The sequence below is a fragment of the Rhizobium croatiense genome, from assembly GCF_019793465.1.
Taxonomy (GTDB): Bacteria; Pseudomonadota; Alphaproteobacteria; order Rhizobiales; family Rhizobiaceae; genus Rhizobium; species Rhizobium croatiense.
Map to the genome: position 1 here is coordinate 45,049 of NZ_JAILYJ010000019.1, position 17,125 is coordinate 62,173.

Here is a 17,125-nt window from a genome sequence, read left to right on the forward strand (position 1 = left end):
AGAAAGGTCTTCCAATGTCCAAACTCACTTTCGTCGATTACAACAATCTGCCTGAACCGCGTAAGGGCCAGCCCGCGCCTGAAAGGCTGGTCGAGGGAAATCCGCAGTTTCTCTCCTGGGACATCGCGCAGACCGCCGACGGCGTCGTTCGCTCCGGCGTCTGGGAAGCGACGCCCGGCGCCTACCGCTCGATCAAGGGCGAAACTTTCGAATTCTGTGTCATTCTGTCGGGTGTGTCCGAATTGGTTGAGGATGGCTGTGAGCCGCGACGCATCGTTGCCGGCGACGCTTTCGCCATGCATCCGGGTTTCGTCGGAACCTGGAGGGTGATCGAAACGACGCGAAAGCTTTGGGTCTGCCGAGACTAAGCCAATAATCGATTGAAATCATCTTTCCGGAACTTAGCTCTCATGGCCCAGGCTCAAGCGCATTCCCTTAAATCCACGCCCTACTGGTGGGAGGACAGCACATTTCCTTCCCTGCCAGCGCGGAACGTCGAGAAGACATGCGACGTGGCGGTCGTTGGGGGAGGGTATACGGGTTTGTCGGCAGCGCTCGAACTTGCCCGTGCGGGCAAGCATGTCCAGCTGTTCGACCGTCAGGCCCTTGGCCTTGCGGCATCGGGCCGTAATGGGGGCATGGCCAGCGGAAGCATCCGTCCGGGGCGAAAGGATCTGGTCAGGCGGTTCGGGCAGGAGAGGGCACAAGCCATTCTCCTGGAAGGTAAGGCGGCGCGAGAGGATCTCTGGCGCTTCATCAGAGACGAGAATATCGAATGTGACTTCTCACTGTCTGGCGCCTTCAACGGGGCCATGACGGCTGACCAAGCCGACGAACTCCGTCGTCAGGCAGACTTTCTGAATCGGAATCTCGGCATCGAGGCATATCCGGTGAAAAGGGCCGATGTTCCGAAGTTCATCGGAACTGACCTTTATGTCGGAGGCCTTGTGCGCAAGGACATCGGTGGGCTGCAGCCGGCCAAGCTTCTTGCGGCCATGATCGATCTGGCAAGTTCATCGACGGCGGTCATACATGAAAATACCGCAGTCCTTGGATCGACTAGCGAGGCCGGAGGCGTGCGAATTCAAACGCAGCGCGGAGAGGTTTTCGCCAGAAAGCTTCTTGTCTGCACTGATGGCTACACCGACGGTTTCGACCCGTGGCTGCGTCGCCGGCTTGTTCCTGTCCGTAGCAGAATAATTGCGACTGAGCCGCTCGACAGAGAGGTGATGGATCGGCTGATGCCGCCACGCATGATGTATGGCGACCTGCGTAAGCTCAGCTATTATTATCGGCCGTCGCACGATGGATCTCGGATCTTGTTCGGCGGGCGCGACGGGACGACTGAAGGGGACTCCGCTGCTCCGATTGCACATCTGCAAAGCGAACTTGCTCGGCTCTTTCCCGAACTCGCAGGAATAGGTCTTACACACAGCTGGTTCGGCTATGTCGCCATGAACCGCGACATGATCCCGCGCATGTTCACCCGCGGAAATACAGTCTATGCGACCGGCTATTGCGGCTCCGGTGTCGTGTGGGCAAGATGGCTGGGCAAGAAGGCGGCGTTCAAGATCCTCGGTGACGGGGATCAATCGCGCTCTGCGTTCGATTTCGATGCCGCTCCGAGGGCCGTCCCATTCTTCAACGGCAAACCCTGGTTCATTCCTATCGTTTACTCGATGTATGCGCGGCACGACAGGAAGATGCTCCTCAGACGCCTTAAGGGCTGAGGTTCAGATGTCATACTCATTTGTGCAAGTCCGCCATGGCGCCGAAAAAGGTTCTTGCCGTCCGCTTGCAATCAAGTCCCTGCGTTGGCGCTACGCTCAGCAGGCAACAACTGGCAAAGGCCGGAGCTAAGGTGAACAGACATGATTAGTCTGGAAACGATTGAGCAGGCGCGCGAGCGCATCAGCAAGCACATCCGCATCACGCCTGTCGTCATGTCGGCGACACTGTCCGAACTGGCCGGGACGCAAGTCAGCCTAAAGCTGGAGCATCGCCAGTTGACCGGAAGCTTCAAGCTTCGTGGAGCCACCAATGCCGTGTTGCAGCTCACCCAATCCGAGCGGGATAGAGGCGTCGTTGCGGCTTCCACTGGCAATCACGGACGCGCGCTCTCCTATGCCGCCGGCGCGATTGGTTCCCGAGCGACCATTTGCATGTCGCACCTCGTGCCGGAAAACAAGGTGTCCGAAATCCGCCGGCTCGGCGCTCGCGTGCGGATCGTCGGGTCATCCCAAGATGAAGCGCAGGTCGAGGTTGATCGTCTTGTCGCGGAGGAGCGCCTCAGCATGATCCCGCCCTTTGATCACCCCTGGATCATCGCCGGCCAGGGCACCGTCGGACTTGAAATCGTCGAGGCGATGCCTGACGTCGCCGCGGTTCTCGTTCCCCTGTCCGGCGGCGGTTTGGCAGCAGGTGTCGCGTCGGCGGTCAAGGCGGTGCGCCCGGATGCCAAGGTAATCGGTATAACTATGGAAAGGGGAGCGGCGATGAAGGCTAGCATCGACGCGGGGCACCCGATCCAGGTCGAAGAGCATCGAAGTTTCGCCGACTCGCTCGGAGGCGGCATCGGATTGGCCAATGCCTGGACGTACCGGATGTGCAAAACCCTTCTCGACGACGTGGTGCTCGTCGGCGAGCGCGAGATAGCCGCCGGCATACGTCACACCTATGCGTATGAGCATGAGATAATCGAGGGTGCTGGGGCAGTCGGCATTGCTGCGCTGCTCTCAGGTAAACTGGCGCAGGTTGAAGGTCCGATCGTTGCCATTCTTTCAGGTGGGAACATCGACATGGCGTTGCACATGAAGGTGGCCAACGGCCACGACACAATTGGTGAGGGAAGCTGATGCCGAAAATAAGAATATTGACCGAGTCAGAGCTTCGAACCATCGTTCCGCTCGACATGGATGCGGTGACTTGCGTTGAAAACGCTTTCCGCGCACTAGCCGTGGAAAACGCGGTTCAGATGCCGCCGATTTTGCGCCTCGACGTGCCCGACAGCAGAGGCGAAGTCGATGTGAAGACGGCTTATATTCATGGTTTGAGCAGCTTTGCCGTCAAGGTCAGCCCTGGTTTCTTTGATAATCCGAAGATCGGACTTCCGAGCACCAACGGTCTGATGGTCTTGCTGTCGAGCAAAACGGGCTTAAGGCAGGCGCTCTTGCTGGACAATGGCTACCTCACCGACGTTCGCACAGCGGCCGCTGGCGCTGTCGCGGCAAACCATCTGGCTCGGAAGTACGCGTCGATTGCAACGGTCTTCGGAGCGGGCGTTCAGGCCAGGCTGCAACTCGAGGCCCTCATGCTGGTGAGACCTATTCGAGAGATCCGCGTTTGGGCGCGTGATTATCGACGGGCGCAAGCGCTTGTTGAGCAGCTCGGAGCAAGACAAAATCTTTCCATTTCCGCATTTGAGGATCCGCGAAGCGCGATCGCCGGGTCACAGATCGTCGTCACGACGACACCTGCCGACCGACCGATTGTCGATGCCTCGTGGCTCGAACCCGGACAGCACCTGACCGCCATGGGTTCGGACGCAGAACATAAGAACGAGATTGACCCCATTGCTATCAAAGCGGCAGATGTTTACGCGGCTGACAGCCTCAAACAAACGCGAAGACTGGGTGAATTGCGCCATGCCATCGACGCAGGTCTCGTCGCAAGCGATGCTGATTTTCCGGAACTAGGTCAGATCGTTGCAGGCGCCAGACCGGGCCGCAGAAGTGCCTCGGACATCACCATAGCCGATCTTACGGGCACCGGTGTTCAGGATACCGCTATTGCCACGCTGGCGTTTGCGCGCGCCGAAGAACGAAGTGCCGGCACGTTCTTTGAAAGTTGACATTCGTCGGCTCCTTGCCGCCGACCTCATGACGCAGCATGAAAATCTTCTTGGATGGTGGCGAGAAGCCAAGACACGAATTGATCGATTCCAGCCGTCCTCTTCGCCAGTGCCGAACGAATAACGCCGTAATGTGAACCATCAGGGTGAAAGCCGAATGGTGCGGTCAGGCGGCCTTTGCGGATATCGTCAATGGCAATGATCTTTGGGCACATGGCCACACCAAGGCCGCTGGCTGCGGCCTCCACCATCAGGAAATGATGGTCAAGAAAGCGAGTCGAGCGCGCCTTCGGCGCGTCCGGATGGGCCGCGGACCACTTCTGCCATCCATCCGGTCGGGTCTTTGCAGCAAGCGCGACATAATCGCCGGCAGCAAACCGATCCGTCATGGCAGGATGCATGACAGGACCGACTTCCTCCTCGATCAAGCGTTCGACCTGCCAATTCGCATCGATCGCGAAATCCAGCCTGCGGATCGCAAGGGTGATACGGTCGCGCGCGAAATCGAAACCCCCACCACCGACAGAAAGATGAAAGTCGATTTCGGGATGGCGATCCTGAAATTCCGAGAGGCGCGGGATCAACCATCTCATGGCGACGGATCGTTCGCATGAAACGACGATCGGCGGTGACAGATCGACTTTACGGATATCCTCCAGCGCCGCCGAAACGAGGGACAAAGCGTCTGTCGTCGCCTGCGCGAGCCGTGAACCCTCTTCCGTCAGCCTTAGGCCACGCCCATCAACTTCCAGCAAACGAATGTCGAGGTGTTCGGAAAGTTTCGAAACGCGCCGGCTGACAGCACCGTGCGTCAAATTCAACTCAGCCGCAGCCGCACGCACGGAACCAAGGCGTGCAACGACCTCAAAGGCACGCAGGTCATCGAGGGATGGAATGTCCGAACGCTTCATTGGTGACAAACTATCACCGGTATGTTTGAAATCATATCAATTTCCATCTCCGAAGTATGAAGGAACAGTCGAGGCGGGCGCTCTTGTGAAGCGCGGCTCCTCGAATTTGCAGAGTAGGACAGGACGGCAACGTTTCGCACGTTGTCTCCATCGAAGAGGGTAGCCGCATGATGTGAAAACGATGCAGCTTATGTGGCGTCACAGGGCGGCAGCCGCTTGCAGATAGGCCGCGAAAGATCGAACCAAAGTTCGATGTCGCAGGCGGTGGTCAAAGGCAGTTGCAACCCCACATTGATATGGCGTCGATGACGCGACGCGGCTAGATCGCATGATTGGTGATCCATTATCACCATAATCCGTCAGTTTATATCGATAGTCCGAGCCTATCCTTTCGCTAGTATGACCGATACAGCCAAATCGATAGGGTCTCGATCATGCAAGCCAATGCTGCTATCCGCCTGGACTTCCGCTCTGATACGGTTACCCGTCCAACCGCGCAGATGCGCGCGGTAATGGCGGCCGCCGAGGTGGGCGACGATGTCCTTGGTGACGACCCCACGGTCAAGGCGCTCGAGGCCCGACTTGCCGCACTCTTCGGCAAGGAAGCGGGACTGTTTGTGCCAACCGGCACCATGTCCAATCTCGCTGCGATCATGAGCCATTGCCAGCGCGGCGAGGAATTTCTCTGCGCAACCGGAGCTCACACCTATCTGTGGGAAGCCGGAGGCGCTGCGGTGCTGGGCTCGGTCCAGCCGCAGCCATTGCCGGTGCGCGCCGATGGCACGATCCCCATCGAGGAGCTTCACGCCGCGGTGAAGGACGATGATCCGCATTTTGCGATCACGCGACTGGTCAGCATCGAGAACACGTTCGCCGGGCGGGTCCTGCCGCGCGATCATCTGGCCGAGGTCGTCGAATTTGCGCGGGAGCGGAAGCTCGCCACCCATCTCGATGGTGCGCGGCTGTTCAACGCGGCTGAGGCGCTCGGCGTTGATGTAGGGTCCCTGGCAGAGGGCTTCGATAGCGTGTCGCTGTGCCTTTCAAAGGGGCTGGGGGCGCCGCTCGGATCAGTGCTAGTCGGCGATGCCCCATTGATCGCCCGTGCGCGCCGGTGGCGCAAGATGCTCGGCGGCGGAATGCGGCAGGCAGGGATAATTGCAGCGGCTGGGCTGTACGCGCTCGACCATCACGTCGAGCGGCTGGTCGAGGACCACGCCAATGCTCGGGTGCTCGCGCAAGCATTTGCGGGAATTGAGGGGCTGAAGGTGACCCCGCCGCAATCAAACGTGGTCTTTGTCGAGCTCTCGACCGATCTGGCGACCCGGCTGTCCGAGGCGCTACGTGAACTCGGCATCGCGGCGAGTTTCTGGCCCGGTGGGCGAATGCGCTGGGTCACCCATCTCGATGTCAACCGTGCCGCTGTCGACGAGGCCATCGCGGCAGTGCGCGAGATCACTGAGGGCCGGACATGAGAGGCGTCATCGATCCACAATTGATCGTCAGAATAACAAGCGCCACTGCCGCACCAAACAGCCCTTGCGCCGTCACAGCCCAATGACTGCGCCGGTCTGACGGGGAGCAGGAGAGCGTGCAGACCGGATGGGCGGTCGGAACTGGCGGAAAGACTGCCAAGGCAGGGGCGCTTCCCATATTTACCTGAAGAAGCGCCGATATTGTAAGTGGGGCTTGGTGGAGATGCGGTAGGTGGCAGGGACCTTCGCCACGTTATTGGACTGGTAAACGACGCTGGTTACGCGTCGAACAAGCAAGGAAGCAAGGCATGCATCTGTTCGCACGCAAGGACCTAGAGGAAGCCGCCGCACTCGTCTACCGGCATATGTCACCTACACCGCAATACGTGTGGCCGCAGATCTCGGAAATGGCAGGGGCCGTGGTCTAGATCAAGCACGAGAATCATACGCCGGCCGGCGCTTTCAAGGTCCGCGGCGGAATCACCTTTATGGATTGGCTCCGCCGCAGCGGGGGTTCGGCCAGGGGAATAGTCACGGCAACGCGCGGGAATCATGGCCAGAGCCAGGCCCGTGCCGCGCGGGCAGCCGGTCTTGCCGCCAAGATCGTTGTCCCGCACGGAAATTCGGTCGAGAAGAACGCAGCCATGCGGGCTTTTGGCGCCGAGGTCATCGAGTACGGCCGCGACTTCGACGAGGCCCGTACCGAAGCTCGGCGACTTGCCGCCGAAACCGGCCTATTTCTGGTACCGCCCTTTCACGAAGAAATTGTCCGGGGTGTCTCAAGCTATGGGTTGGAACTCTTCACCGCAGTGCCCGATCTCGATGCGGTCTAGTGTGCCCATTGGCTGCGGCTCGGGGATTTGCGGCGTCATCGCCGCGCGCGAGGCCCTGGGCCTGAAGACGGAAGTGATCGGCGTAGTTTCGACGCACGCGCCGGCCGCGAAGCTCTCCTTCGAGGCCGGACGGCTGATCGAAACCGAAACGGCGCTGACGTTCGCCGACGGCGTGGCCGTACGCATTCCCGTCGAAGAAGCTTTCGCGATCTACTCGAAGGGCGCCTCGCGGATCGTCGCCGTCAGCGACGAGGAGGTTGCCGAAGCGATACGCCTCATCTACCGCGCGACCCACAATGTCGCCGAGGGTGCCGGCGCCGCGTCGCTTGCGGCGATGCTTAAGGAAGCCTCTGCCATGCGCGGCAGAAAAGTCGGCCTTATCTTGAGCGGCGCAAATGTGGACGCCGAGGTCTTCCAGAAAGTACTGGGTGGGGAGACACCACCGGCGGCGACGGTAAGCAAGTGACAGTAGGCGGCACGAGAGCTTAAGGCAGCGATTACTGCCCATAGGCTGATCAATTTCGAATAACCTTTCGGCGGCCGGAGAAAACCGCACCCCCGGCGTACAATCCCAGCCAGGCAAAGCCGATGGTTTCCATCGACTCACTCACCATGTCCTTCGGCGCCTATGTGGCTGTCCAGGATGTCGATCTCAGTGTCTCCGATGGCGAGTTCCTCGCTATCGTCGGACCCACCGTATGCGGCAAGAGCACCATACTCAATGCGATCGCCGGCCTCCTGAAAGCTGCAAGTGGCATCGTTTCCATCGATGGTCAGCCGGTGCGCGGGATCCAGAACGACATCGATTACTTGTTCCAGGATGCATTGCTTCCGTGGAAGACCGCGATCAGAACGTGGAGTTCGGTCGGCGCTGCCGAACGTCGCAAGCGGTCGATGAGATGGCTCGCGAAAGTCGAGGCTAAAAGGTTTCGAGCATCGCAGTCCGCATCAGCTTTCCGGCGGTCAGCGCAAGCGCTTGCAAATGGCGCAGTCGCTGATTACAGGGCACCGGGATTTCGGAAGATCGAAAAAATTCCGCGAGACCAATTTGATCTATATTGACACCAATCGCTAAACCAATTCTATATTGATCGCACAAAATCCTGATTGGTAGCGAATGGTGGTGAACGTGAAAGCAACTCCGACACTTGAAGCAAGCCGTGCGCCTTCGCAGGCGTCTGTAGCATGCGAAGCTCCCACGCAACTGTTCATCGGCGGCGAATGGCTTTCGGCAAAAGGTGGCCGGACCTTCGATGTGATCGATCCTTCAACTGCGGAAGCAATCGCCACAGTTTGTGACGGCGACATCCCGGATGCAATGGCGGCCGTCGACGCGGCAGAAAAGGCGGCTGCGGCTTGGAGGGCAACGTCGCCGCGGCGGCGCGCAGATGTCCTGATGAAGTGTTTTCACCTCCTTCTCGAACAAGCAGAGTGGTTGGCGCAACTGATCACGGTGGAAAACGGCAAGGCGCTTCCCGACGCGAGATCGGAGGTCGCCTACGCGGCCGAGTTTTTCCGTTGGTATGCCGAGGAGGCCGTTAGGGCTCCCGGTGAATTTGGATCAGCGCCTTCGGGCGCAAACCAGATCATCGTCAGCCATGAGCCAATTGGTATCGCCGTATTGGTAACGCCCTGGAATTTCCCGGCAGCGATGGCCACCCGAAAAATTGCCCCGGCATTGGCTGCAGGCTGCACTTGCATCCTGAAGCCGGCAGCCGAGACGCCTCTGACGGCGCTCGCCATTGGAGAACTGATGCGGCAGGCAGGTGTTCCTGCCGGAGTGGTCAACATCGTTTCCACGAAAAAAGCCGGTCCTGTGGTCAGCGCAATGCTGCATGACAAGCGGGTCCGGAAGCTGTCGTTCACCGGCTCGACAGGCGTTGGCAGGATACTATTGCGCGAGGCCGCGGACCAGGTCGTCAGTTGCTCAATGGAATTGGGCGGCAACGCGCCTTTCATCGTATTCGACGATGCCGACCTTGAAACGGCGGTCGCCGGCGCAATGGTTGCAAAGATGCGCAACGGCGGTGAGGCTTGCACGGCCGCAAACCGCTTCTACGTCCAAAAGGGAATTTCTGCTGACTTTATACGCCGCTTCGCGGAGGAGATGGCAGCGCTCAACGTCGGGCCGGGACTGGCACCGGATACGCAGCTTGGACCACTGATCACCGATGCCGCGGTTGCCAAGGTGGAGCGCCTGGTAGACGATGCGATCGCCAAGGGAGCCCGGCTGGTGACAGGCGGTAGCAGGTTGAGCGGCGAGGGTTTCTATTATTTGCCAACCGTTCTCGCCAATGTCTCTCCGGACGCCGAGATTCTTCGCGAAGAAATCTTCGGTCCGGTTGCGCCGGTGATTGTGTTTGATACCGAGGACGAGGTCGTCGATCTGGCCAACGACACCGAATATGGGCTTGTATCCTATATCTTCAGCCGAGACCTCAAGCGTGTGCTTGCGGTCGCCGGCAGGCTGGAAAGCGGCATGGTCGGGATTAACCGCGGTGTCGTTTCCGACGCTGCGGCGCCGTTCGGCGGCATGAAGCAGAGTGGCCTCGGGCGCGAAGGCAGCCATCACGGCATGCTCGAATACCTGGAAACGAAGTACATCGCTGTCACCTGGTAGGTCGTTGCGAGCAACGCCGGTTACTGGTTGGCGATCAGGTGCCGACGTCAGGCAGGCTCCGAACACGGAACAATGACGCGGGTATATGTAGCAAGAATAGGAGAGATGAATGTCCCTACTGAAAACCATCGACCCGGATCCATCCTTCGAGCCGAAGCATAGAACTGCCGAGCCGGATCGCCTCATTTCGGGCAGCCCCGCTTTCAAGACCTGGCTGCAGGACACCGCCAAGGACGGCAAGGTCAATACCGGTGTTTTCGAGGCGACGCCCGGTGAAACGCACTCCATCAAGGGCGAAACCTTCGAATTTTGCCATCTCGTACACGGTGTGATCGAACTGACGGAGAAGGACAAGGACCCGGTCATTTATCGCGCCGGCGACAGCTTCGTGATGAAGCCGGGCTACGTCGGGGTCTGGAAGACGATCGAGACGGTGCGGAAGATTTTCGTCACCGTCACCTGATCATTCGAGCAAACGATGCCGCTATTACGTGCATCTTCGCATCTGCAGGCGGGACGGGGCGAGGCGGCTGGCAAGCCGTTTCGGTCGCCGAGATTTTTGATGGGCGGTTTGTCCGTCGCTCTTTACTCGGCTTGTATATCCGTGTCGTCCGGTACGGCCAGGAGTCTCGCTTCTCCGCCGCGGCTTCATAGATCCTTCGCTCTTATCAATGGCGAGCAGTAGACCCACGAATGGATGAACTCATGCAAACGGAATCGATCGTTCTTGCGCCTTTCGGGGCTCATCATGTGGGCGGAGCCCTCGCGCTGTCGCGTGCAGTGGGTTGGGCGCACAGGAGGGAAGACTGGGAAATGATACGGTCTCTGAGCGAAGGACGCGTTGCGCTCGCCGGCGGCCGGGTTGTGGGTACCGCCCTCATGACTCCCTTCGGCGACACCTGCTCTGCCATTAACATGATTATTGTCGACGAAAGCCAGCGTGGCCGGGGGGTAGGAAGAAAATTGACCACCGCCGTGTTGGAACTCGCTGGTGGGCGTGAATGCCGATTGACGGCGACGAATGACGGCTTGCCTCTATATGAAAAACTCGGATTCGTCGCGACGCACCAAATCCTCCGTCATCAAGGCATTGCCGGTCAGGTCGATGCTCCTGAGAATGTTGAGTGGATCGATCCTGGCGCGCTGCCGGCAATCAAAGCGCTTGATCGTATGGCATTCGGGGCCGACCGTGACGCGGTATACAATGCCTTGGCAAGGGAGGGGAGTTTCGCCGCCATCCGGAGAGGTGATCGTATCGTCGCATTTGCGGCAACGCGATTGTTCGGAAAGGGTGAAGTCGTCGGGCCCGTCGTTGCGGAAAACTCGGAACAGGCGAGGGACTTGCTTGCCTTCATCCTCTCGGGCAAGGAAGGTCGCATTGTAAGAGTCGACATCCCTGAACAGACCGGCCTCTCATCACCGCTCGAAGACTGGGGACTGCCTCGCGGGGGGACCGTCGTTGCGATGGTTCGCGGCGCGGCGGTTCGATCTGATACACCGGCCGTTCAAACTTTCTGCCTTGCGAGCCAAGCCATCGGCTAACGTGAAATCCGAAGTGCGACCCGGCGACATTGGTCAGATCTGGCTGCCGCTGGGAAAAAGCGTCTCGCCCCAAAGGCGCCCGCGCGCGTGGCGATCACGAAGATGCACCAAAAATTCCGGCAAGGGTCGATTATCCTGATTCCCACCAGACAAGACCCGCAAATTCCTTTTTCATCGGCCTTTACGTATATGCTGCCTGTCAACAGGGACTCCCATTATGACGGGCGGCTCCTTAGATGCAATGCTGGCTGTCCCCCACGGCATCGCCGCAGCGCTCGGAGAGCTTGCCGGATGTGAGTCTGCGTTGACGTTTTCCCCTCTGCTTTGCTGTCGACCACGCAGCAGCCTTGAGCAGGTGCTCCCACTCTCGCAGCATCCACGGCTCCGCCGCCTCGAAATGGCAGGCACCCATGACCTCTTCTTCAGTTGTCGTCTATCATCATTCCAGCGGCACGAGTTGCCGGCCGTCGAGGCTTGGACGCTGGAGCAGGTTTGCAAGCGGCACATGCACTTTGATCAGGGGCGATTTCAAGACGACGTAGGTGAAGTACTTGTCAATGCCGATCTCCAAATCGAGGAGCTGCTCCATGATCGTCTGGTACTCGTCGATTCCGGTGGTGACAAATTTTACGAGATAGTCGTAGCCTCCCGAAACCAAATGGCACTCGATGACCTGATCGACCTTCTCGATGGCGCTGATAAATCTCGCGAAGTCCAGTTGACGGTGGTTTTTCAGCGTGATTTCCGTGAACACCGTCAGCGTCTGGCCCAGTTTTGCGATATTGATCTGCGCAGAGTAGCCCTGGATATAGCCCTTCGCCTCCAGCTTTCTTACGCGCAACAAACAGGGACTTGGCGAGAGGTTGACCATTTCCGAAAGCTCGACATTCGACATTCGGCCATTTGTCTGCAATGCGTTCAGTATCTTGACGTCAATTCGATCGAGTTTCATTGGCTCTTTCCCGCTGATGAGGATTGCGCGGACGTGGGTGACGTCGCTTAGCTGGGCCATTGACCACGAGGCCTTGGTCGCACTTCCGTTCACACGTGCCCGAGGCTGCCGGCGGATGTCTTTGCGGCGCCGATCACGACACATCTGCCTTTTGGCGGCGCGGCAGATGCCGCGGGCGATCAATGCGGGGTCGACCCCGGCCAATACAGCGCCCCACGATCCGGCGAAATGGCTTCCTTGCTTTGTGATCGTTCCAAGTCATCGTCGGCCAACGTGTCGCTAGAAATTCGAAGAGTGGATCGCGTCGCAGACGGCCTCGGTAACCTCCCGGGTGGTGGCTGAGCCGCCCACGTCGGGAGTAAGGATTCCGGCGCCGGTCACCCGCTCGACAGCGCGCATCAGGCGGACCGAGGCTTCCCGCTCGCCGAGGTGGTCGAGCATCTGGGCAGCAGTCCAGAATGCGGCAACCGGGTTAGCGATGCCCTTGCCGGCAATGTCGAAGGCGGAGCCGTGGATCGGCTCGAACATCGAGGGAAAGCGATGCTCCGGATCGATGTTCGCCGTCGGTGCAACTCCCAAACTACCGGCAAGAGCACCAGCGAGATCGGAAAGGATGTCGGCGTGAAGGTTCGTTGCTACGATGGTATCCAGGCTCTGCGGCTTGAGCGTCATCCGGACCGTCATGGCATCGACCAGCATCTTGTCCCACGTAACCTCAGGGAATTCCGCCGCCACCTCGCAAGCGATATCGTCCCACTTGACCATGCCGTGCCGCTGGGCATTGGACTTCGTAACGACGGTAAGTAACTTGCGCGGCCGGGATTGGGCCAATCTGAAGGCGTAGCGCATGATGCGGGTGACGCCGACGCGGGTGAAGATGGCGACCTCGGTGCCGACCTCTTCGGGCAGGCCGCGGTGAGCGCGGCCGCCATGGCCAGAATATTCACCTTCGGAGTTCTCCCGCACAATCATCCAGTCGAGATCGCCGATACCGCAATTGCGCAGCGGCGAAGTTATGCCAGGCAGGATCCTGGTTGGCCGGACATTGGCGTAGTGGTCGAAGCCCTGGCAGATCGGCAATCTGAGCCCCCACAGGGTAACATGGTCGGGAACATCCGGTGCTCCGACCGCGCCGAAATAGATAGCGTCGAATGTCTTGAGCTGCTCCAGCCCGTCCGACGGCATCATCACACCATATTTCTTGTAGTATCCAGATCCCCAGTTGAAATTTTGGAAGGTGAATTTTACGTCGCCGAGTCGCATCTCCAGGTTTGAAAGAACAGTCTGGCCAGCAGCGATCACCTCAGGTCCGATGCCGTCGGCGGGTATGGTTGCGATGGAGTATTCACGCATAAAATTTCTCCGCAGCGTTATTGGGTCAAGTTGATTGCCGGCGACCGTAACAGGGCATGCGATCGGCGCCGAACCCGCGTCGCCGGCATCCTCAGCGCCGCCCGAGAGGCGGTCTTTTCCGAAACGTCACATTCCCAGCGAGCGCTGGTCAACGTTGATCGAGCAATTTGATCTGGAGATCTTCCCAATGCTCCTGGAATGCATCCCGCGCCGTATCGTAGTGACGGCTCCTCAAGCTGTTGATGAGCCGCTCGTGTTCTTCCGCCATTTCTTCAGCGGTGGAGTAGAAATCCTGCCGCTGTGCGAGAAGAAGCTCGATCTCGCCCTCAAGGTCCGAATAGGTCCGCTTGAGCCGAGGGCTACCGCTGGAGGCGATGATCGCTCGGTGGAAGTCGCGGTCCGCAGCAACCAGCAGGGATCTGTCGGAGGACAGCGTCGACCTGTGCATGACATCGACAGCCTCCAGCGCCTGAGACGGGATAATGCCGGTCAGCACGATCAGACGTATGGCCTCGCCTTCAATGGCGCCGCGCACCCGCGTGATATCCACAATATCGTCTGGCCCGAATTCGGGCACCACAAAGCCCCGGTTCGGTATCTGACGCAACAGACCTTGCGTGACGAGCACCTGGGCTGCTGTACGGAACGTGTGCCGCGAGGTCGAATGCTCTTCGCACATCTTCACGTCGCGTAGGAACTCGCCCGGTTGGAAGTCCCCCGACAAGATTCGCCGTCGCAAGGCGTGAGTCAGGACCTCCACTGCGCTGGCGGGCAAAGGCTCGACGTTCATCTCTGGATCTTCGGCTCGGTTCTTGGTGGGTAGCGACGGCATGGCTCTGGCTTTGCTCGTTGTTTATGTCGTATACCTACGCCACATGCGGCGGCGCAGGGCAAGGGAGATGATATCGTACCTCCGCCCCGCATGCTGACGGGTCCTAGATCTGCACGGACCGAAGCGCCTCGTCGACGCCTTCGAGCAAACGCGCCGCGTTGGCTGATGTGAAGATGAGCGGGGGCCTGATCTTCAGGATATGTGCGTCCGCTCCCGTCGCGGAAATGAGGATGCGCCTGTCGCGCAGGGCATTGACCGCCGCAAGCGCTCGGTCCATGTCGGGTGTTTTCCGGTCCCTGTCCGTAACGAGTTCGACGGCGAAATAGAGGCCGGCCCCACGAACATCGCCGACAAAATCGTATTTTTTCTGCAGGCTCCGGAGGCCGTCGAGGATTTCGCCGCCGACCTTGACGGCATTGTCCAACAGGCCTTCCTCGAGGATAGTGTCGAGCACGGCTCTTGCTGCGGCGATAGCGACGGAGTTGCCGCCAAACGTATTGAAGTAGCGCATGCTGGATCCGAATTCGGCAACGAGTTCGGGCCGCAGCACCACGCCGGCAACAGGATAGCCGTTGCCCATGGGTTTGCCCATTGTGACGATGTCCGGATCGACCTTGTGACGGCTGTGGCCCCAAAGATGGGTGCCGGTCCGCCCGAATCCGGATTGCACCTCGTCGGCAATGAACAGGCCGCCAGCCTTGCGCACAACTTCCGCCACCGGCGCTAATACGTCCGTCGGATCAACGTAGAGACCATCGGAGGAGAAGACGGAATCGGCGATGAAGGCCGCGAAGCCGCCGCCATGCCGCTCCATGTCGGTGATCTGCCGCGCGACATCCTCCGCCATCCGCCGGCCGATTTCCTCGACGGGCAGGCGATAGGAATCCGGCGCGGCGACCGTGCGAAGATAGGGATCCAAAGCCGACTTCCTGCCGAGTGACGGAGAGATTGCCGCCACCGCGCCGCTGTTGCCGTGATAGGCTTCCGCCGTGACGATGACGCCGGTTTTGCGTGTGTGGTAACGCGCGATCCGCAAGGCGAGATCGTTGGCTTCCGAGCCCGTGCAGGTGAACATCGCGCATCCGGTCCGACCGAGTTCGCCACCGAACGTATTGATCAGGGCTTCGGCATAGTCCAGCAGCGGCTCCTGCATGTAACGCGTGTGGGTACAGAGTACCTCGAGCTGCTTCTGGATCGCCTCGACCACACGCGGATGCGAGTGACCCAGCGACACCACGTTGTTGTAGGCGTCGAGATATTCGTTGCCGTGCTTGTCATAGAGGAAGACGCCCTTCGCACGGGAGATCTCAACCGGCGACTTGTAGAAGAGCCGATAAGCAGGCCCGAGCAGCCTTTGCCGCCTGGCGACATGTGCCAGATCTTCACTTGTGAGATGAGAGGTGTCCTGAGGGTTGAAGCCATTCGGCATGTCGCCACGGAAGCCCTTGGGCAGGGTAGTCGCTTGTTTGGACATTGCTGTTCCTATCGTGTCAGAAGATCGGAAATCTGCGCGGTCGAAATTGAGTGGAACCACTCGAGGTGGGCCCAGCCGGCTTCTGTATTGCGTAGAATATAGCGGCTATTCTCGGGGAAGATCTCTGCGCGCCAGCATGTCAGCAGCGCACGAACCGCAAGGCGGCCCATCGACAGGAAGGGAATGAGCCGGAGCTCCTCATCCGTCAGCTCGGCATGGCGGAGATAACCGCGCAGAACGTCGCGCGCTTCGTCGAACAGGTCTCGCCGGTTCCCATGGTCGAATGTTTTTGGCATCTGGTTCATCAACGCCGTGGAGACATCGACGGCGATAGCGGTACGAACCGCATCGCCGAAGTCGATGACGCCGGTCAGGAACTGTGGATTGGTGTGATCGACGACCAGGTTCGACGTATTGAAGTCGTTGTGGAGCACTTGCCGCCGGCACAGATCGAGCTTCGGCTTGATTTCGGCAAACCGCTCGAGCGCACGGACGGTCCAGGCCCGCTTGCCGCCCTCAGGGATGAAGCTCAATAGATCGGTGAGGTCGAGCAGATGGGTGACGTCCCATGCCACCGTCCGGTCATCTGCGGGGTGCGAGAAATCGGCCATGGAATGACGCAGTTTTGCTAGGATTTCGCCGATCCGTTCGCGCTGTGGAGCTGTGCAGGAAGTCCGGTCGAGCGGGGTGCCGGCAAGGAAGGTAATAAGGCGCGCGACTCGCCGCTCGCCGCCACTCGTAGTGACGGTCGGCAAATCCGCCCCGTCGACATCGCGAAATGTGCGGGGAATTGGTAGATCAGGGGCTCGCTGCTCCAAATGACGCATCAGCGACACCTGGAAATCGAGTTCCTCGATCCGCTCAGAAGGATGAGCGATTTTCAATACAAACTTCCCCTGGGCGGCGCAGTCGAGGAGGAACGTGTCGTCCTTTTCTGTTTCAAAGCGCGTTGCCGAGCCGCGCGTGCCATATAGCCGCTCGGCAATTCGTTCGGCTTCCGCAGTGCCCACGGTATGGCACGCCTCGGAAAGCTCAGGGACGCGGGCTGGCCCGCATTGATGCTTGTAACCCATCTTCAAACTCATTCCTGTCCCGCCTCGGAAGGGCAGTTCGATGACTTCAGTATCTCATACTTCAGTTTTTGTACAACAATTTTATTTCGACGACGAATGGGATCAAGCTCAGCTTTTCTGATGATTTCAAGCTTAATCAATAAAAAGACACATTTACAATGCGTTGATGGCTGTTTTGGTGGCGAGTGGCACCCGTCGCCGAGAAACTTCAGG

The 17,125-nt window shown here is 59.3% G+C and carries 14 protein-coding genes and 2 pseudogenes; 10 read left to right on the forward strand and 6 right to left on the reverse strand.

All coding sequences use genetic code 11. The features are described 5' to 3' along the window. The first annotated feature begins 14 nt into the window (after nucleotides 1-14). The 4 genes from K6M89_RS25755 (at nucleotide 15) to K6M89_RS25770 (ending at nucleotide 3,850) form a co-directional block, all read left to right on the forward strand. On the forward strand, nucleotides 15-368 hold the full coding sequence (locus K6M89_RS25755) for a cupin domain-containing protein (protein ID WP_222141460.1): 354 nt from the start codon (nucleotides 15-17) through the stop codon (nucleotides 366-368). 42 nt (nucleotides 369-410) lie between these two features. After that, nucleotides 411-1,730 carry an NAD(P)/FAD-dependent oxidoreductase gene (locus K6M89_RS25760; RefSeq protein ID WP_222141461.1) on the forward strand — a complete coding sequence of 440 codons (1,320 nt, stop codon included), beginning with the start codon at nucleotides 411-413 and terminating at the stop codon, nucleotides 1,728-1,730. Between the two features lie 141 nt (nucleotides 1,731-1,871). Further along, nucleotides 1,872-2,855 (forward strand): hydroxyectoine utilization dehydratase EutB, encoded by a 984-nt coding sequence (eutB, locus tag K6M89_RS25765; RefSeq protein ID WP_222141462.1) that lies wholly within the window; start codon nucleotides 1,872-1,874, stop codon nucleotides 2,853-2,855. Further along, nucleotides 2,855-3,850, forward strand: coding sequence for a cyclodeaminase (locus K6M89_RS25770; protein ID WP_222141463.1), 996 nt, complete (start codon nucleotides 2,855-2,857; stop codon nucleotides 3,848-3,850). Before eutB ends, K6M89_RS25770 begins: the two co-directional genes overlap by 1 nt. A 26-nt stretch (nucleotides 3,851-3,876) precedes the next feature. Here K6M89_RS25770 and K6M89_RS25775 read toward each other — a convergent pair whose 3' ends face one another. Beyond that, nucleotides 3,877-4,761 carry a LysR substrate-binding domain-containing protein gene (locus tag K6M89_RS25775; RefSeq protein ID WP_222141464.1) on the reverse strand — a complete coding sequence of 295 codons (885 nt, stop codon included), beginning with the start codon at nucleotides 4,759-4,761 and terminating at the stop codon, nucleotides 3,877-3,879. A gap of 434 nt (nucleotides 4,762-5,195) precedes the next feature. On the opposite strand from K6M89_RS25775, the gene ltaE reads away from it, so the two are divergent. The 6 genes and pseudogenes from ltaE to K6M89_RS25805 all read left to right on the forward strand — a co-directional run bounded on the left by ltaE (nucleotide 5,196) and on the right by K6M89_RS25805 (nucleotide 11,228). Next, on the forward strand, nucleotides 5,196-6,233 hold the full coding sequence (ltaE, locus tag K6M89_RS25780; protein WP_222141465.1) for a low-specificity L-threonine aldolase: 1,038 nt from the start codon (nucleotides 5,196-5,198) through the stop codon (nucleotides 6,231-6,233). A 308-nt stretch (nucleotides 6,234-6,541) separates the two neighbouring features. Then, nucleotides 6,542-7,532 (forward strand): annotated as a pseudogene (locus tag K6M89_RS25785) (threonine dehydratase). Between the two features lie 122 nt (nucleotides 7,533-7,654). After that, nucleotides 7,655-8,072, forward strand: a pseudogene (locus K6M89_RS25790) (ATP-binding cassette domain-containing protein); the annotation flags it as partial. Nucleotides 8,073-8,183: 111 nt separating this feature from the next. Continuing rightward, nucleotides 8,184-9,686, forward strand: a complete 1,503-nt coding sequence (locus K6M89_RS25795) for an NAD-dependent succinate-semialdehyde dehydrogenase (RefSeq protein WP_222141466.1) — start codon at nucleotides 8,184-8,186, stop codon at nucleotides 9,684-9,686. A gap of 109 nt (nucleotides 9,687-9,795) precedes the next feature. After that, entirely contained in the window at nucleotides 9,796-10,149 is a 354-nt protein-coding gene (locus K6M89_RS25800) for a cupin domain-containing protein (protein WP_183919678.1), read from the forward strand. Nucleotides 10,150-10,379: 230 nt separating this feature from the next. Further along, entirely contained in the window at nucleotides 10,380-11,228 is an 849-nt protein-coding gene (locus K6M89_RS25805) for a GNAT family N-acetyltransferase (protein WP_222141467.1), read from the forward strand. A 439-nt stretch (nucleotides 11,229-11,667) separates the two neighbouring features. Here the strand turns inward: K6M89_RS25805 and K6M89_RS25810 are convergent, their stop codons facing one another. The 5 genes from K6M89_RS25810 to K6M89_RS25830 all read right to left on the reverse strand — a co-directional run bounded on the left by K6M89_RS25810 (nucleotide 11,668) and on the right by K6M89_RS25830 (nucleotide 16,924). Next, on the reverse strand, nucleotides 11,668-12,180 hold the full coding sequence (locus K6M89_RS25810) for an Lrp/AsnC family transcriptional regulator (RefSeq protein ID WP_222141505.1): 513 nt from the start codon (nucleotides 12,178-12,180) through the stop codon (nucleotides 11,668-11,670). A gap of 279 nt (nucleotides 12,181-12,459) precedes the next feature. Next, entirely contained in the window at nucleotides 12,460-13,533 is a 1,074-nt protein-coding gene (locus tag K6M89_RS25815; RefSeq protein WP_222141468.1) for a tartrate dehydrogenase, read from the reverse strand. A 148-nt stretch (nucleotides 13,534-13,681) separates the two neighbouring features. Continuing rightward, nucleotides 13,682-14,323 carry a GntR family transcriptional regulator gene (locus tag K6M89_RS25820; RefSeq protein ID WP_246642687.1) on the reverse strand — a complete coding sequence of 214 codons (642 nt, stop codon included), beginning with the start codon at nucleotides 14,321-14,323 and terminating at the stop codon, nucleotides 13,682-13,684. Between the two features lie 145 nt (nucleotides 14,324-14,468). Continuing rightward, a complete protein-coding gene (locus K6M89_RS25825; protein WP_222141470.1) occupies nucleotides 14,469-15,839 on the reverse strand; it encodes an aspartate aminotransferase family protein in 1,371 nt (456 codons plus the stop codon). Nucleotides 15,840-15,847: 8 nt separating this feature from the next. Continuing rightward, nucleotides 15,848-16,924 (reverse strand): phosphotransferase, encoded by a 1,077-nt coding sequence (locus tag K6M89_RS25830; protein WP_222141471.1) that lies wholly within the window; start codon nucleotides 16,922-16,924, stop codon nucleotides 15,848-15,850. Between the last annotated feature and the right edge of the window lie 201 nt (nucleotides 16,925-17,125).